This window comes from Leisingera sp. JC11 (assembly GCF_040704725.1).
GTDB lineage: Bacteria > Pseudomonadota > Alphaproteobacteria > Rhodobacterales > Rhodobacteraceae > Leisingera.
In genome coordinates this window covers 359,710-375,418 of record NZ_JBFCVS010000003.1, presented here as the reverse complement: position 1 = coordinate 375,418, position 15,709 = coordinate 359,710, and the positions used below count along the sequence as shown (strand labels likewise).

13 protein-coding genes, 2 tRNA genes and 1 pseudogene are annotated in these 15,709 nt (G+C 61.5%); 8 read left to right on the top strand and 8 right to left on the bottom strand.

Annotated features, from left to right (window positions below):
* Together AB1A62_RS05600 and AB1A62_RS05595 are read left to right on the top strand one after the other, a co-directional pair.
* Nucleotides 1-219 (top strand): annotated as a pseudogene (locus tag AB1A62_RS05600) (A/G-specific adenine glycosylase); the annotation flags it as partial.
* Between the two features lie 84 nt (nt 220-303).
* Nucleotides 304-1,437, top strand: coding sequence for an alkane 1-monooxygenase (locus AB1A62_RS05595; RefSeq protein ID WP_366660524.1), 1,134 nt, complete (start codon nt 304-306; stop codon nt 1,435-1,437).
* A 3-nt stretch (nt 1,438-1,440) separates the two neighbouring features.
* Here the strand turns inward: AB1A62_RS05595 and AB1A62_RS05590 are convergent, their stop codons facing one another.
* From AB1A62_RS05590 to AB1A62_RS05575, 4 genes are all read right to left on the bottom strand, one after another.
* Nucleotides 1,441-2,832, bottom strand: coding sequence for an adenylate/guanylate cyclase domain-containing protein (locus AB1A62_RS05590; RefSeq protein WP_366660523.1), 1,392 nt, complete (start codon nt 2,830-2,832; stop codon nt 1,441-1,443).
* 190 nt (nt 2,833-3,022) lie between these two features.
* On the bottom strand, nt 3,023-4,126 hold the full coding sequence (locus tag AB1A62_RS05585; protein ID WP_366660522.1) for a site-specific DNA-methyltransferase: 1,104 nt from the start codon (nt 4,124-4,126) through the stop codon (nt 3,023-3,025).
* Nucleotides 4,127-4,233: 107 nt separating this feature from the next.
* Entirely contained in the window at nt 4,234-4,851 is a 618-nt protein-coding gene (locus AB1A62_RS05580) for a ribonuclease HII (protein ID WP_366660521.1), read from the bottom strand.
* Nucleotides 4,852-4,948: 97 nt separating this feature from the next.
* Nucleotides 4,949-5,464 carry a hypothetical protein gene (locus AB1A62_RS05575; protein ID WP_366660520.1) on the bottom strand — a complete coding sequence of 172 codons (516 nt, stop codon included), beginning with the start codon at nt 5,462-5,464 and terminating at the stop codon, nt 4,949-4,951.
* Between the two features lie 168 nt (nt 5,465-5,632).
* On the opposite strand from AB1A62_RS05575, the gene AB1A62_RS05570 reads away from it, so the two are divergent.
* The 3 genes from AB1A62_RS05570 to AB1A62_RS05560 all read left to right on the top strand — a co-directional run bounded on the left by AB1A62_RS05570 (nt 5,633) and on the right by AB1A62_RS05560 (nt 8,314).
* The gene (locus tag AB1A62_RS05570; protein WP_366660540.1) at nt 5,633-5,926 is read left to right on the top strand and encodes a hypothetical protein; all 294 of its coding nucleotides are present in this window, start codon (nt 5,633-5,635) and stop codon (nt 5,924-5,926) included.
* Entirely contained in the window at nt 5,898-6,599 is a 702-nt protein-coding gene (locus AB1A62_RS05565) for a hypothetical protein (RefSeq protein WP_366660519.1), read from the top strand. The genes AB1A62_RS05570 and AB1A62_RS05565 overlap by 29 nt, the downstream gene beginning before the upstream one ends.
* A gap of 140 nt (nt 6,600-6,739) precedes the next feature.
* Nucleotides 6,740-8,314: a DUF427 domain-containing protein gene (locus tag AB1A62_RS05560; RefSeq protein WP_366660518.1), complete on the top strand. Its 1,575-nt coding sequence runs from the start codon at nt 6,740-6,742 to the stop codon at nt 8,312-8,314.
* Between the two features lie 242 nt (nt 8,315-8,556).
* Here the strand turns inward: AB1A62_RS05560 and AB1A62_RS05555 are convergent, their stop codons facing one another.
* Complete coding sequence (locus AB1A62_RS05555; protein WP_366660517.1) at nt 8,557-9,591, bottom strand: ACP S-malonyltransferase; 1,035 nt, start codon at nt 9,589-9,591, stop codon at nt 8,557-8,559.
* On the bottom strand, nt 9,588-11,777 hold the full coding sequence (locus tag AB1A62_RS05550) for a thiamine pyrophosphate-dependent enzyme (protein ID WP_366660516.1): 2,190 nt from the start codon (nt 11,775-11,777) through the stop codon (nt 9,588-9,590). The genes AB1A62_RS05555 and AB1A62_RS05550 overlap by 4 nt, the downstream gene beginning before the upstream one ends.
* 254 nt (nt 11,778-12,031) lie before the next feature.
* Here AB1A62_RS05550 and AB1A62_RS05545 point away from each other — a divergent pair.
* A tRNA-Leu gene (locus AB1A62_RS05545) sits at nt 12,032-12,118 on the top strand.
* Nucleotides 12,119-12,212: 94 nt separating this feature from the next.
* On the opposite strand, the gene AB1A62_RS05540 is transcribed toward AB1A62_RS05545, so the two are convergent.
* Together AB1A62_RS05540 and AB1A62_RS05535 are read right to left on the bottom strand one after the other, a co-directional pair.
* The gene (locus tag AB1A62_RS05540) at nt 12,213-13,700 is read right to left on the bottom strand and encodes an FAD-dependent oxidoreductase (RefSeq protein WP_366660515.1); all 1,488 of its coding nucleotides are present in this window, start codon (nt 13,698-13,700) and stop codon (nt 12,213-12,215) included.
* Between the two features lie 11 nt (nt 13,701-13,711).
* Nucleotides 13,712-14,155 (bottom strand): cupin domain-containing protein, encoded by a 444-nt coding sequence (locus AB1A62_RS05535; RefSeq protein WP_366660514.1) that lies wholly within the window; start codon nt 14,153-14,155, stop codon nt 13,712-13,714.
* Between the two features lie 126 nt (nt 14,156-14,281).
* On the opposite strand from AB1A62_RS05535, the gene AB1A62_RS05530 reads away from it, so the two are divergent.
* Together AB1A62_RS05530 and AB1A62_RS05525 are read left to right on the top strand one after the other, a co-directional pair.
* On the top strand, nt 14,282-15,367 hold the full coding sequence (locus AB1A62_RS05530; protein WP_366660513.1) for an AraC family transcriptional regulator: 1,086 nt from the start codon (nt 14,282-14,284) through the stop codon (nt 15,365-15,367).
* Nucleotides 15,358-15,433: transfer RNA gene (locus AB1A62_RS05525), tRNA-Thr, on the top strand. The genes AB1A62_RS05530 and AB1A62_RS05525 overlap by 10 nt, the downstream gene beginning before the upstream one ends.
* Nucleotides 15,434-15,709 lie beyond the last annotated feature (276 nt).

Below are 15,709 nucleotides of genomic sequence, written 5' to 3'. Positions count from 1 at the left end.
GCCCCGAACCCGCCCTTTGAAGCGGATTGGCAGGAACTGGCTGGCGACGTGCGGCACACCTTCACCCATTTTCACTTGATCCTGCGTGTCATGACCGCAGAACTGCCTGGCGGGTTCAATCAAAGTGCAGAGCAGGAATTGATTTCGCGCCACCATTTCCGCCCTTCCAGCCTGCCCACGGTGATGCGCAAAGCCTTCGATCTTTACAAAGGCCGCTAGGTTACCCCGCGCCCCTATTGGGTTTTCAAATGTCTGGGCATAGGTTTTCCCCAAACGCGCGCTGACTGATTTGGGAGACCTGGCATGATTGCCCCCGAAACTCTTTCCCGCTGGCAAAGCGCCCTGCCGTTCTGGATGTCTTTCCTGCTTCTGCCGCTGGTCTGGATCGCGGCGTTGCAGGGCGGCTGGGCTCTGCTGCTGCCGCCACTCGTGACCTGGCACCTGTTTGCGGTGCTGGATGGGATGTTCGGGCTCAATCTGGAAAACGCCGACCCGGAAACACCGGACAGCGACCTCAAGTGGTACAAGGCACTGACTGCAGCCTGGGTGCCGCTGCAGTTCCTCACGCTGTTCGGGCTGATCTGGTATGTCAGCGGCACGGAGCACCTGAACGGCTTCGAGAAATTCGCCGCCTTCTTCGGTGTTGGCGTTGTCACCGGCGCCGTCGGCATCACCTACAGTCACGAGCTGATGCACCAGTCTAGCCGGGTGGAGCGCTGGCTGGGAGATATCCTCTTGGCGATGGTACTCTACTCCCATTTCCGCTCCGAGCATCTGCTGGTGCATCACCGCTATGTCGGCACCCCGCGCGATCCGGTCACCGCGCGATACAACGAAGGCTTCCACCGCTTCTATCCCCGGGTGTTGCGGCAGTGCTGGCATTCTGCCTTCCGCGCTGAAAAAGAGAAGCTAGCGAAGAAGAACCGCCCCTGGACCGACCGCTCCAACCCGTTCTTCCGCTACTGGGCGCTGCAGGCGGCGATGCTTCTGCTGGCCCTGATTCTCGGCGGGCTGACCGGCGTCCTTCTGTTCCTGGTTCAGGCTGGCACTGCAATCTGGCAGCTGGAGGTGGTCAACTATGTCGAGCACTACGGGCTGACCCGCAAACATCTGGGAGACGGTAAGTATGAACCCGTCCAGCCCCGCCATTCTTGGAATGCGGCGCACAAGGCGTCGAACTGGCTGCTGATCAACCTGCAGCGCCATTCGGACCACCATTACAAGCCGAACCGCCGCTTTCCGCTGTTGCAGAACTACACCGAGGCCGACGCCCCGCAGCTCCCCTACGGTTATCCGGTCATGACCATTGCCGCGATGATCCCTCCATTGTGGCGGCGGGTGATGAACCCGCGGGTGCGGAGCTGGCGGCAGAGGTACTATCCGGAGGTCACCGACTGGCACCCCTATAACAAGGCGCAGAACCCGATGCCGCGTTAGGGTCTACGTCCAGGCCAGAACCGTCATTGGCTGGTCCAGCCCGCGCACTTCCTGATCCGGATAGCAGGCTGCTCCGTCCATCAGGTCCAGCCCAGTCAATTCAGCCTTCACCTGTTCTGCCACTGTTTCGCTGACAACAATACTGGCCCGCAGCCTGCGGGTCAGATTCTCCAGCCGTGCGGCAATATTCACCGTCATGCCCAGGACCGCATATTCCAGCCGGTTGGCTCCGATGTCTCCCAGCAGCGCCTCACCGTAGTGAATGCCAATGCCAGCGCGGATCTCCTGTTTGCCCTGCTTGACGCGCTCGCGGTTCCACTTCGCCAGCGAAGACCGCATGGCATGCGCGCAGACCAGCGCATTCGTGGCGTCCTGCTTGCCAGCCACCGGCGTACCAAAGGTCGCCATCAGCCCGTCTCCCAGATACTTGTCCAGCGTGCCGTGGTGGCGGAATACCTCCCGCTCCATCCGGCCATGGAATTCACGCAAAAGATCAATTACCGAATGCGGATCCATGCCTGCTGACAGCCGGGTAAAGCCGATGATATCGATGAACAGAACCGCCACATTCTCGCTGCGTACCTGCTTTAGCGGTTCATCGTTCTGCGAAAGCTGCTCGACTACATTGGGCGAGAAGTAGCGCGACAAATTGGTCCGCTCCCGTGTCAGGCTCGCGTTGCTCATCAGCAGCCCGTTGAAGCGTCGCACCGAAAATCCCAGCGTCACAGCAACTAGAACAAAGACCACAGCCTCTTGAATCCGCAGCTGAACCACAAAACTATTCGGGTCGAAAAACTCCGCCAGTTCCGGCTCAAATCCAAGCGCATCGGCTACGGCTTCCGACAATCCGTGAACTGGGCTGGAAAACCACCAGACCAGTCCCAACGCGCTAAGCCACATGGCGGCCGTCCAGGTGCCGATCGCAATCACCGTGCGCCAGGAGTAGGCCATGGTCCCAGCCGCAAGGATGACGAAGAAATACTGGAAGTTGTCGAACCGGTAGAGTATCGCCGCAGGTATTTCGCGGGCATCAAAGGGGTTGGGCACCACCAAACCGATGGTCATGATCAGAAGGTCAAGGAAGATCAACAGCAGCTCCAGCCGCGACCGGCCCACTTTGCCAACCCGGCTGATGAACCAGCCGTTGAGGCACAACAGCGCCAGAATGCCGTGGTAGTAAAGCACGCTCCAGACGGGGTTCAGAAAGACGATAAAGACCGCGATTATGGGCAGTGCGATCCAGCGGGCCCGCACTGCAAGCTGCAGCCCGCGCCGCTTGTGCTCATCCAGCGCCGCCTCTGCGAATCGGCTTTCCGCAGGTGAGGCCTGCTGCAAGCTGCCGGTTTCCGCCGCCTTGGCGGCGCTGGTTCCAGACGCAAACGCGGTATCGGTCATCGGCTTTCCCTCCTGCCCGCTGGCTGCTGCAGCACCGGCACTTCAGATAAATGCTCCGCATTACACAGGGAATAGCGCATTGGACCGCACCGGCGCAAAAAACCCCGCCTTGGACAGGCGGGGCAAGGTGTGCGCCTGCGCAAAAGCACAGGCACCTGCAATAGACTGTTGCGTTCTGAAACCGTGACCGTCAGTTCTGCATCTCAGCCCGGATCTGCTGGCGCAGCACGTCAATCGGCACTGTCTTGCCATCACGCTTGAAGCACCAGTAGGTCCAGCCGTTGCAGGACGGCGCGTTTTCCAGATGCGCACCCACCTGATGGATCGAGCCCTTGATATTGTCGCCGATCAGGGTACCGTCCGCACGCACCTTTGCCTTGTGGCGGCGGTTCATCGAGTACAGCTCCTCGCCAGGGCGCAACATGCCGCGCTCGACCAGCTGGCCGAACGGCACCCGCGGCGCCGCGCGTTTGCTGGCGGAAACCTCCAGCGCCTCGCGATCGAACTTGCGCACTGCCTTGATCCGCTTCTCCGCCACCTTGCGGTATGCTTCCTCGCGCTCGATGCCGATAAACTCCCGGCCCAGCATCTTCGCCACCGCACCAGTGGTGCCGGTGCCGAAGAACGGGTCCAGCACCACGTCGCCTGGGTTGGTTGCCCCGACCAGGATCCGGTGCAGCAGAGATTCCGGCTTTTGCGTCGGATGCGCCTTGTCGCCGTTTTCGTCTTTCAGACGCTCGTGGCCGGTGCAAATCGGCAGCACCCAGTCGCTGCGCATCTGAATGCCCTCGTTCAGCGCCTTCAGCGCCTCGTAGTTGAAGGTGTACTTGGCGCCTTCGGACTTGGAGGCCCAGATCATCGTCTCATGCGCGTTAGTGAACCGTTTGCCGCGGAAGTTCGGCATCGGGTTCGACTTGCGCCAGATGACGTCGTTCAGCACCCAGTAGCCTTCGTCCTGCAACACGGCGCCGACACGAAAGATGTTGTGGTAGGAACCAATCACCCAGATCGAGCCGTTCGGCTTCAGCACCCGGCGCGCCGCCTTCAGCCAATCGCGGGTGAACTGGTCATAGGCCTGAAAGCTGGAAAACTGGTCCCAGTGATCATCCACGGCATCGACTTTGGAGTTGTCGGGACGGTGCAGCTGGCCTTTCAGCTGTAGGTTATACGGCGGATCCGCAAAGATCAGATCGACCGAATTGGCCGGCAGACTGTTCATCGCTTCGACGCAGTCCCCGCCAATAATCGTGTTTAAAGGGAGCGCTGCCGCGCCCTTTGTCATGGTTTTATTCATTGCTCTGCCTCATAACCGCGGCGCATTTTTGCGCTCATTAGGTTGTCCACAGGATGAGTCATCGCGGATTCGAGGTCAATTTGTTTATTATAACAACGCCCTACGGTTCACTCTTGATACAAGATATTGTGTACCGGTTTAAAGGATCGCCGATGATGTGGGGTCACACCAAGCTGAAGTAGCGCATCCCGGTGCTGTTTCGAGGGATAGCCCGCGTTTTTCTCCCAGCCATAACCCGGGAACTGTTGCGCCAAATCCACCATGATCCTGTCGCGCGCAAGTTTCGCCAGGATCGAAGCCGCTGCGATGGACACCGATTTTGCGTCCCCTTTGACCACCGCTTCCGCTGGCAAAACCAGCCCCTTAGGGATCAGATTGCCATCGATCAGCAAATAGTCCGGTGTCGGGTCCAGCGCTGCCACTGCACGCTCCATCGCCAGATGCGACGCGCGCAAAATGTTCAGTGAATCAATCTCTTCCACCGTAGCATGGGCAATGGCCGCCTGTGCGGAGGATAGGATTGCCCCTTCCAGCGCCTCGCGTTTTTTCAGGGTGAGCTTTTTAGAGTCGTTGAGACCATCAGGTATAGCGCTGGCATCCAGCACCACCGCGGCAGCGGTCACCGGACCTGCCAGCGGCCCGCGGCCAACCTCGTCCACACCGGCAATTCTGAGGAACCCTTTTTCATGGGCAACGGTCTCGAGACTGTAATCTGGCTGTGTCATGCCTCTCACAAAGCCAATCATGGCCCCGGATGCAACCCGTACAAAAAAGGGGGGCCGAAGCCCCCAAGTTTGCTGCTGCTCGAAGCCGATGTGCGGGTTAGCGGTTCACCATCCGGTAGCCATGTCTCTTCAGGCAGCCAGGCTTGAAACCGGTGCGGTTGCGCTGTCCATTCCAGAACGTCACTTTACAAGCCCGCGGCAGTTTGTGGGTGTAGCCATAGTTGCGATCCAGGCAGCGCTTTGCCGCCAGCGGATAGTTCTGGCTGTAGCGCGGGAAATAGCGGACGCATCGCGCAGGCAGGTCATAGCGGCGCACAGACCGCGGCAGCGGTTTGACGTGGCCGTCGTTGCGATTGTACCCATTGTGCCGGTGGCCGCCGTGTGAATGGTTGTGCGGCGGATTGTAAGTGCGGGTTACCGCATGATCATCCCTATCCCTGGAATGTTTGATAGCCGCACCCAGGATTCCCAGGAGCGCCAGGCCGCCAAGAATTTTTGCAACATCCTCGTCAGCGCGGGCGGGCGCCGCAGAAAAACCGGTAATGGCAATTGCTGCAGCAACAATCATTGCAATGAACTTCCGGTGCGGTTGGGGGCGGTGAATATGGGCCATTTCGGGACCTTTCTATTAAATATGCGGAACGCAATGACTGCGCTTGATGCCGCCAACTTGTTCCCGCCCCGTTCAGACAGGCAATATCGGTGGCTTGTTATCGGATATCAGTGCCTTCAAACCCCTGCGGTTATTGAATTTCAAGCAGCCCGGCCGCAGGATGACCGCATGAAACAGATCCTTCTGATCCCCGCCCTTGCGGCTGCCCTTCTGGCGCTCTCCCCGCCGGCGGCGGCCGCTGACTGCTATGCCGACTACAAGGCTAAGCAGGACAACCCGTTGCGCCTGCACTATGGCGTGATCCAGCTTTCCGGCGCTTGCTCCAAACAGGCCGCTCGCGGCGAAATCCAGGCCCGTATCGCCCGAGCCGGCTGGACGCTTCTGAATGTCCTATCCGTCTTCGGCCCAGAAGGCCTGCAGCAGAGGAAGGCCAATGCCGGACCCTACTATCTCAGTTTCTGAAGCCCGCGCCGCCGGCAGTAAGGTCATCGGCCTCGGCATTGCTGCCATAGTTGCGATTCTGGCAGTTGCCGGTACGGTGCTTCTGCTGACACTGCCCGATGCCAATGCCTTCAATGCCCGGGTCGAGCGGCTGTTTGTCGAAAACGACCTGACCGCTCAGGCCGAGATCAAACTGCTTGAAATCCTGGCCCAGTCAGGCACCGCCTTTGCCGACACTCTGACCAGCTACCGGATGGTGATCTTTGTGCTGCTGGTCTTTGCCGCCGCCATGATGGTAGCGGCCTTGGCGGTGCTGGGCATGCTGGTGATGCTGAACCGCCGCATGGCCCAGATCGAACGCTCCGGCATACAGGTGAACGAGCTGCTGATCAGCCGCGATGAAAACACCGTCTACCTCAACAGCATGGGGTTCAAGCTGACACCCGCCGCGATGGAAACCCTGTCGGTTCTGGCCGAGGCCCGTTTGGACGACGACGTGCTGTCCGGCGCCGAAATCGAGGCGGTAATTTCCGGCCGCACCTCCACCGATTGCGAGGAAGCTGCCGGCGCCACCCGGATCAAGCGCCTTCGCGACACCTTAGGCAACCAGATGGTCAGCGAGCTGCTGGTCAAGAACATCGCCAAACGCGGCTATGTGCTGGCGATCAGCAAGGACGTGATCCGCATGGTCTGATCCATCCGCTCCGCGCCGCTCAATATCACGTGTCCACCTCTGGAATTTTCCGGCACAGCCCCCAGATAGTTCAGAACCGGCCTGTGCCGGCCGGTCCTGTTTCCGCCACCTGAGCGGCACATTGGACAAGGATCTTTGGGATGGACACACAGGTGCAGACCCGCAACCGAGGCTACGGCATTGTTGTCGAACCGCTGCAGGGCCTGGTTACCGCCCGGCGCGGCGGCACCGTTCTGGCGCAAAGCACCCGTGCCAAGGTGATGTACGAAACCCGGCTCCCGCCTGCGGTCTACTTTCCGGCAGATGACGTTACAGTTCCCCTGTCGGCCCATACCTCCCTGCAGACATTCTGCCCCTTCAAGGGCACCGCCAGCTACCGAGATATCCTGCTGCCCGGCAACGCTGTGCGAAACGGCGTCTGGGCCTACGAGGATGCCATGCCGGAGGCCGCCGCCATTTCCGGCCACATCGGTTTCATGCCCGGCGCAGAGGTCGAATTCGATTTCGGCACCAACACGGTGGAGATGCCGGATTACGGCAATATCTCCGGCCCGGTGATCGACTGGCTGCTGCGCGATGCCTCAATGGTGGCAACCCCGGAAGAGCTGACCGCCGCGCTGGCAGAGAAATTCGTGGAACAGGGTATCTACCTGTCCCGCCTCTCAGTCATGGCCTGGTCGTTGCACCCGCTGATCGCGGGCAAGAACTACATCTGGCAAAAGAAAACCGGCGAGGTCACGACCTACGCCCCGTCGTATGAAATCCACGACCATCCCGCGTATCAAAACAGCCCGCTGCGCCATGTCTCCAACGGTCTGGGCGGGGTGCGTCACAGGCTGGACAGCTGCTGCACCGACGATGCCTTCCCGATCCTTGAAGACCTGCGCAAGGAAGGTGCCACCGACTATGTCGCGATGCCGCTACGGTTCTCGGACGGGCGCATCAATGTGATGACGCTTACCAGCGATCACCCGAAAGGCTTCTCCACCGCCAACCTGGGCCTGATCTTCGAATGCTCCGGGGTTATCGCGCGCTACTACGAGATTTTCATGCAGCGCGAAAACGCCCAGTCGCTGCTGGAGACATACGTGGGCAAACGCACCGGCGCCCGGGTGCTCGGCGGCGAAATCCGCCGCGGCGACGGCGACGAGATTGACGCCGCCATCATGTTCTGCGACCTGCGCGGCTCCACCCGGTTGGAAGAACAGCTGGGCCGAAAGGACTATATTGCACTCCTGAACCAGTTCTTCGAGACCGCCTCGACCATCATGCATGATCATGGCGGCGAAGTTTTGAAGTTCATCGGCGACGCTGTGCTGGCCGTCTTCCCGGCCGGCAACGATCCGGATAAGGCCCGAACCCAGGCCTTGGACAGCGCCCGCGCCATCGTTGCCCGGCTGGAGAAAATCGCCCAGGAAGAAGACGGCCACCGCTGCGAGGCTGCCATCGGCATTGCCTATGGCCGCGTGACCTATGGCAACATCGGCTCGCGCGAGCGACTGGACTTCACGGTGATCGGCCAGGCCGCCAATATCGCCGCAAGGCTGGGCGACTACGGCAAGAGGGTCGACTACCCGGTCGTCGTCAGCTGTGACATCCTGAAAGATCCGTCGCAGGCGATACCTCTCGGCGCAGTCAGCCTGCACAATGTTTCCCAGCCGGTGACCTGCTTTGCCATCACGGCCAGAACCGAACCGCAAGCTGCCGCCGAATAACCCCGCCTCCGCCTGTTCAGTCCCGGGTCAAGGGCAGCGCAGCCGCCGCGCTTTGGCGCGGTTTACCCTTGAGGCGGGGAAGAACAAGCATACTGGATAGGGGCCTTCAGGCAAACCTGCCCTGAAGGCCTCCTCGGCAAATACCTTTCCATCCTGCCCGCAGGGCAGGGCCACTCCCCAGGCTGCTTCGCTGGCATCTTCGATGCAGGCAACAGGCGCGGGAGCTTTCCGCCGCCCCTCACTCAGCCGGTTGCAATCCCGCGCTGCGCCTCATCCCCCATGGAGAGCAGCAGCGGGTCCTTAGCCTGGCGCGCCTTGAAGGCCTCCTTGCCGGTCAACCCCTGCCAGCCGCATTGCACCAGCGATTGCGCCACCGCGCCGCCCAGCGTTGTGCCCGGACCGGTCACGATGAACAGGTCCGGCGCAAACTCATAGGCCGCATTCTGTACCGCGCGGGTGAAGTCATAGGTCTCCACCACCTGATGCCCCAGCGTGTAGTCCCAAAGGGCCCGTGTGTCCGTCGCACCCGGCCACCAGATCTGCCCGCGCCCGTCGATCAGCGGCACATCCGGCTGGGTGAACATCTCCGCTCCCAGCCGCTTGCGTCCCTCTGCCGCCACCGGTGCCTGCAGCGCGGTATGGAAGGCCGCGTGGTTGGCCAGCCGCATCGGAAAGCGCTCCTCCACCACCGGCACCGCCGCCTCGAACGCCGCCAGCCCGGGCTCGTTCCCGGCCAGCACCAGCAGCCCTCCCAGATCAATCGAGAGCGCCAGGTCAAGCCCCTCGCGTGCGTTGATCTCTGCCGCCAGCGCCAGCAGTTCCGCCTTGCGCGCGGGATCGTACAGCCAGTCCGGTCCGGCAAAGGGATAGACCAGCTGGCCTCCGATCAGCTGCTTCTGCATCAGCGTGCCCATGGTGTTCACCACCTCGAACCCGTCCGCCGCAGTCAGCGCCCCGGCCGCCGCCAGCGCAATGTACCAACCCATCGAGTTGCCGGTCACCGCAACCACCTCGATATCCTCCGCCAGGGACTGCGCATCCGCTAGCGCGGACGCATAGATCAGCGGCGAGGCAATATCCCCGCGTGAATACTTCGACACGGAAAACCGCGTGGCCCCGTCCAGCACCGTGACCTCTTCCTGCCCGGCGTCCCGGCGCTGCGCATCAAAGCCCGCAAACAGCGCCGCCTTGTCCGCGTGATGGCGATGGAGATACCCCAGCTCAGCCTTGTTGTAGCTGCCCCGTCCCGGGCAGATCAGAACAGCGGTGCGGGTCATTTCTTGCCTCCTGCCAGCTTCAATGCAGCCTCAATGATGCTGTCCTTCGACGGCAACGTCGCGCCATAGGCAGGCCCGGTTGCGATAAAGCAATCGCTAGCGGCGATCCGCGCCGCGGGGATATTGCTTTGCTCCGCGAACAATGCCATCAGCCCTTCCGACTGGCTGCCGGTGACACGGCACTCGTCAACGATCAGCACGTTCTTGCAGCCCTCGACTGCCTCCAGCAGCGCCGCCTCTGGCAAGGGCGCCAGCCAGCGCAGGTCCACGATCCGGGCATCCACGCCTTTCACTGCCAGCTCTGCCTGCACCTGAGCCGACAGGTAGCGCCCATTGCCATAGGTCACGATTGCCAGATCAGTGCCATCCCCATGCACCCCAACCTCGCCCAAACCAATGCGCCGGTCCCGCGACGGGTAGGTCCGCATCCAGCCGCCATCCTTGGCCTCATGCAGGTCCCGCATCGGATAGAGCGCGATGGGTTCGACAAAGACCACCACCCGCTGCTCCTCGCGCGCCAGCCGCACTGCCTCGCGCATCATCATCGCCGCCTCGGCCCCGTCCGACGGGCAGGCAATCACGATCCCCGGAATATCCCGCAGCACCGCCAGCGAGTTGTCGTTGTGGAAATGGCCGCCGAACCCCTTCTGGTACCCCAGCCCGGCAATCCGCAGCACCATCGGGTTGGAAAACTGCCCCCTAGAGAAAAACGGCAGCGTCGCCGCCTCGCCCCGCAGCTGATCCTCGGCGTTGTGGAGATAGGCGAGGAACTGGATTTCCGGGATGGGCAGGAAGCCATTGTGCCCCATGCCGATCGCCAACCCCAGGATCGACTGCTCATCCAGCAGCGTGTCAATCACCCGGTCCGGCCCGAACCGCTGCTGCAGCTTCTGGCTGACGCCATAGACCCCGCCCTTGCGGCCCACATCCTCGCCCATCATGACGATCCCGCGATGCTCCAGCATCAGGTCGGTCAGCGCCCAGTTGATGAGGCGCGACATCGGCTGCGGCTCCTCCATCGCGCGCATGTCGCTGCCAAAAGCTGCGGCCCTTGCCTCGGCACTCGGGCCATTGGTCGACGCACACGCCCGCTTCGGCGGGATCAGGCTGGCCAACACGTCATCCGCTGTTTTCAGATGCGGCCGCGTCACCGCTTCCGCCCGGATCCGCTCCACCCGCGCGCAAGTGTCCGTATAGATCTTCAGCGCTTCCGCGGGCTGCAACGCGTCTGCCTCCTTCAGCAGCCGCACCGTATGCAACAGCGGATCATTGGCCTCATCCGCCTCCACCTCGGCCTTGGCCATATAGGTGGTCGGCACATCCGCCCCGGCATGGCCATACAGACGCACGGTGCGCAGATGCAGGAACGCGGGCTTCTTGCGCGTCCGCACATACTCCGCCGCCTCCTGCGCCACCGCAAAGGCGTTGTAGATATCCAGCCCGTCCGCCTTGAAGTACTTGATGCCCGGTCGCCCCGACATCGAGGCTTCGATCCACCCTTTCGGCGTCTTGGTCGAAATCCCGATACCGTTGTCCTCGCAGACAAACAGCAAGGGCAGCGGCGTCGACTGCACCGAGGTCCAGCCCGCGGTGTTGATTGCCCCCTGCGCTGTCGAGTGATTCGCGGACGCATCGCCGAAGGAACACAAGACGATCGCATCCTCAGGCAGCACTTGATGCTCCGGCTTGTGCCGCTTGGCCGCGCCGATTGAATAGGCTGCGCCCACCGCCTTCGGCAGATGCGAGGCGATGGTCGAAGTCTGCGGCGGGATCATCAGTGCCTTGGAGCCCAGCACCTTGTGCCGCCCACCCGAGGTCGGATCTTCGCTGGAGCAGGCAAAGGACAACAGCATGTCCCAAGCAATCCGCTGTCCAGGCACCTGATCCGCGCGGTCGATCTGGAAAGCTGCATCGCGGTAATGAAGGAACGCCATATCGGAAGGGCGCAGGGCACGGGCGAGCGCCGCCATCCCCTCATGCCCTGAGGACCCGATGGTATAGAACCCTTCGCCGGCTTTTTGCATTTCCCGGCTGGTAAGATCCAGCGCCCGGCTCAGAACCTGGGCGCGGAATACGGACACTGCCTCGGCGGCTATCAGCGGCCCGCTTGGTTCGGCTCCTACAGGAAAATCACCAGCCTGAACCCGGTCCAGGAAATTCTGATGCACGATCTGAGCGCGGTCCATGCGGCCTCCTTGAACTGGCTGACCGCCTCTTTATCCGAGAATCCGGGACACAAAGCCAATGAGATTGCGTTCTGGTATTATTCCGAAATGGAATGCCCAGGCCAGAATTCAGTCCAGCTTCTCACAAGAGGTACGACTTTGCCGCGCTTGCCGTGGTGGATCGCAATTGGCTGAACCCAGGCCCGGCGGATTTGCCTGCCATTTCCGTTTGACGGCCCTGGCAATCCGCCTTATACGCCGGTCTCACGACACCTGCCCAGGTGGCGGAATTGGTAGACGCGCTAGCTTCAGGTGCTAGTGTCCGTATGGACGTGGAGGTTCGAGTCCTCTCCTGGGCACCATTCCCCTCACTCGATAAACATTGCATCGCAGCAGTAACTGCGTGACCGCTAAAGCATGTGCGCCCGCCGTTTCCGGCAGGCGCAGGGGCGGGCCTCAGGCCGCCTGATATTGCGGCGCTGTCGCCAGAAAGCGGCCATAGGCGCTGGCGTCGGGCGGCGCGAATTGCTCGGCCAGCGGATTCGACCGCTTCCATTGCGTCGCGCCCATATCCATCAGGAGTTCGTCGAAATGCTTGAAATGGAACGGCGCCGAACACAGCCCGCCGTAGATTTGCGCCGCCGGACGCTCCTTACGGCGCCAGTCGAGCATCATCTGGATGTTCTCCTCCATCTCCGCCCGCGACGGCTGCCGCGCCAGCTTGCCGTCGGCATAACGCACCAGCCAGTTCGCCACCATCTCCGCCGACAGGATCGTGCAGAAGCTGGAGTTGAAGCCGACAAAGCCCATTTCCGGCAGGTCCGGGTTCACCGCCAGGCGGTAGGTCCGGTACTGGCCGTCCGCCTCGACCAGCTTGTCCAGATGCTGCTGCGCCAGATAGGGAATGCCCAGTTTCCACCCGACGGCCGAGATCACCAGATCAGCGCCGATACGCTCACCGTTTTCCAGCACAATTTCGTCACCGTCATAATGCGAGAAGGTGGTGCGGTGCGGCAGGATCGAGCCGTCCTTGAAGCCCTCGAACAGCCCCGGCGTCACGATCGGCACCGAGCAGGAAACGTCCTTTTCAATCGGAATATCGGGCACCATGTCCCACTTCTTCAGCCCCAGTTGCAGCTTCAAAAGCGTCTCTAACCCGCGGAAATTTGCCCAGATCAGCGGCTTGGCCAATCCATAGAAGGCCTTGTGCAGCCAGCTGCGGCCCCAGCCGTTGAACTGAACCTCCTGCGCCCGCATGTACAGCAGCCGCTTGAAGTTGATGCCGCCGACGAAATACGGCACCCGCCAGACATTCTGCCGGTAGACCAGATGCACCTGCCTGGCGCCATTCTGCGCCGCATTCACCGCCACGTCGGTCGCGGATTTTGAGCCGCCCAGCACCACCACCCGCTTGCCGCGCGCATGCTCCGGGTCCAGGTACTCAGAGGAGTGCATCACTTCGCCGCCCTGCGCGGTGAAGGCCTCCTGCCCGGGATGGGTCAGGATGTTCTTCTCGGAAAACTGCCCGGTGCAGACCACGGCAAAATCCACGTCCTGCACCCGGGTCTCGCCGCCTGTCTCGATCACCAGCCGCCAACCCGGCTGCCCGTCCGGGCGCCGGTCCATCTCCAGCACGTTGGTGTTCAGCTGGAACAGCCGGTGCAGATCATGCTTGTCCGCATAGGAATGCAGATAGGCATGCACCTGCGGCCCCTTCGGCCATTCCGGGTAGTTTTCAGGCATCGGATGGTCGGTATAGCAGTACAGGTCCTTGGGCGATTGCGTCTGCACTCCGGGGTAAGAGCGAGAAGGCTCCCACACCCCGCCAAGGTCCTGGCTGCGCTCAAATCCCAGGACCTGATGCCCCTTTTCGGCAAATGCCTTGGCTGCCGCCAATCCGCTTACCCCGCCGCCGATCACTGCGACCGTCTTGCGTTTCACCATGTCCGCCTCCCTTATTCCGACGGGGGCGGCAGGAAGTCGACCTCATGCAGCGCCGAAAGGCGCACCAGCTCCTCCGGGTCGGTCACCCCGTCAAGCGCGCAGAACAGTTCGTAAAGCTTCCGTGACGGAGCCACCCCGAACACGCAGGACGCCGTGCTGCCAGAGCGGTTGAAGATGCCATGCGCTACCCCCAGCGGCATCCTCACGGTGTCGCCCGGCCCGGCTTGGTAAACATCACCGCCAAACTCTACCTCCAAGGTGCCTTCCAAAATTGTGATCCACTCATCCTGGGTTGGGTGCACATGCGGCGGAACGAAAGTCCCGTCCGGAATGACAGCATGCCAGATAAAGGCGTTCTCGCTATGCAGCTTGGGCGTATATGTGTGCCCGACGACATTCCAGGACGTGCCGTTCAGTCCGTCGGCGGCCTTGGTTACTCCTTGCTCCTGAGCCATTTGTTCCTCCCGTGTCAGCTCACTCCAAGAGCCTATGCGCAGTGCTGAAAAAGGATTATCCAGAATGCGCAAATAAGCGCAGACCTCCGTGATTGCCTGACCCGCAAACCGTGCTAGGCTGCGGAAATGACCGCATCGCAATCTTCAGGCGCACGTGAACCGCTGCGCGCTTGGCGGCAGTTCCACAGCCGCGACATTGATGAAGTACGCGCGCTGGTGGCGCAAAAGTTTTGCGACCACCGCCTGCAGCCCGCAGGCCCTTCCCGGAGGACCGGCACCCGTTACAACCATGTGAACGGTCAGGCTCTGTCACTCAATTACCTCAGCTACGGATCCGCGGTACACATCGATCCGGGCGAACTGCAGGACTTTTATCTGGTCCAGGTGCCGCTCAACGGCCGCGCGCTGGTGGCCAACGGCGCCACTCCGGTGGCGTCCGACCGCAGCATTGCCACGGTGCTCAACCCGACCCGCGATACCCGGATGACCTGGCACGCCGATTGCCGGATGCTGCTGCTGCAGATCAGGCGGAGCGCCCTGCACGCGCTTGCAGAACAGGCTGCCGGCCTGTCCTTGTCCGAGGCTGTTGTCTTTGACACCGCGCTCCCGGTATCCGGCGGTGCCCTGCATGGCTGGGCACGCCAGTTTGCGGCCTGTGTCAGCGCCACTGAAAACCGTACCGGCTTTGGCTGCTGGAGCGCGTTGCAGCAGCAAGTGATCGAAGAGCAGCTGATCCTTGGCCTCCTGACCCATCAGCAAAGCAATATCCGTCACCTGCTGACCACCCGTTCATCGGGGAGCAGCAGTCAAGTCCGCCGCGCTCAGGACTTCATTCATGCCAATGTCGGTGAGTCACTTTCGGTCTCAGCCATTGCTGCCGCGGCGGACTGCAGCATCCGGTCGCTGCAGGCTGGGTTCCGCAAGCACTTCGGACTGACGCCCATGGAATACCTGCGCGACCTGCGGCTGGACCTGGCCCGCTACCTGATGTTGTCGCGGAACGCAGAAACGCCGGTCAGCAGCATTGCCTATGATTGCGGGTTCTCCCACTTGGCCGGTTTTCCCAGCTCTACCGCGCCCGTTTCGGAGAGCTGCCCAGAGCCACGACGGGCATTCTATGCCATTCCCTGTGATCCCCACTTGCGCGGGAATTGCGCAATGTTTAAACGAGCATCACCTGCCCGCCTCGAGCGGAGGCCGGTGCCGCTGTAGCTCAGCTGGTAGAGCACGTCATTCGTAATGATGGGGTCGGGGGTTCGAGTCCCTTCAGCGGCACCACTAAATTTCACAAATCGAATTTGTGCGCCGGTTGCTAACCATAGCAAGATGCAATTTCTAATGGCCGACAACCGCGCCAACTTTTCCGGCTGGTCCGAATCCTAGCAGGAAAGCAATCACTCGCAGCCTGAGGGTCCGTTTGCCAGTTGGTGCCAATGAGGCATAAGAATGCACGCTTCTTTGATTCGGCAATCCAACTCGCGAATTTTACTAATTAAAATCAGTTACTTGTGAATTGACAAATAGTGGCGCAACCCAAAAACATGCACGCCAAAA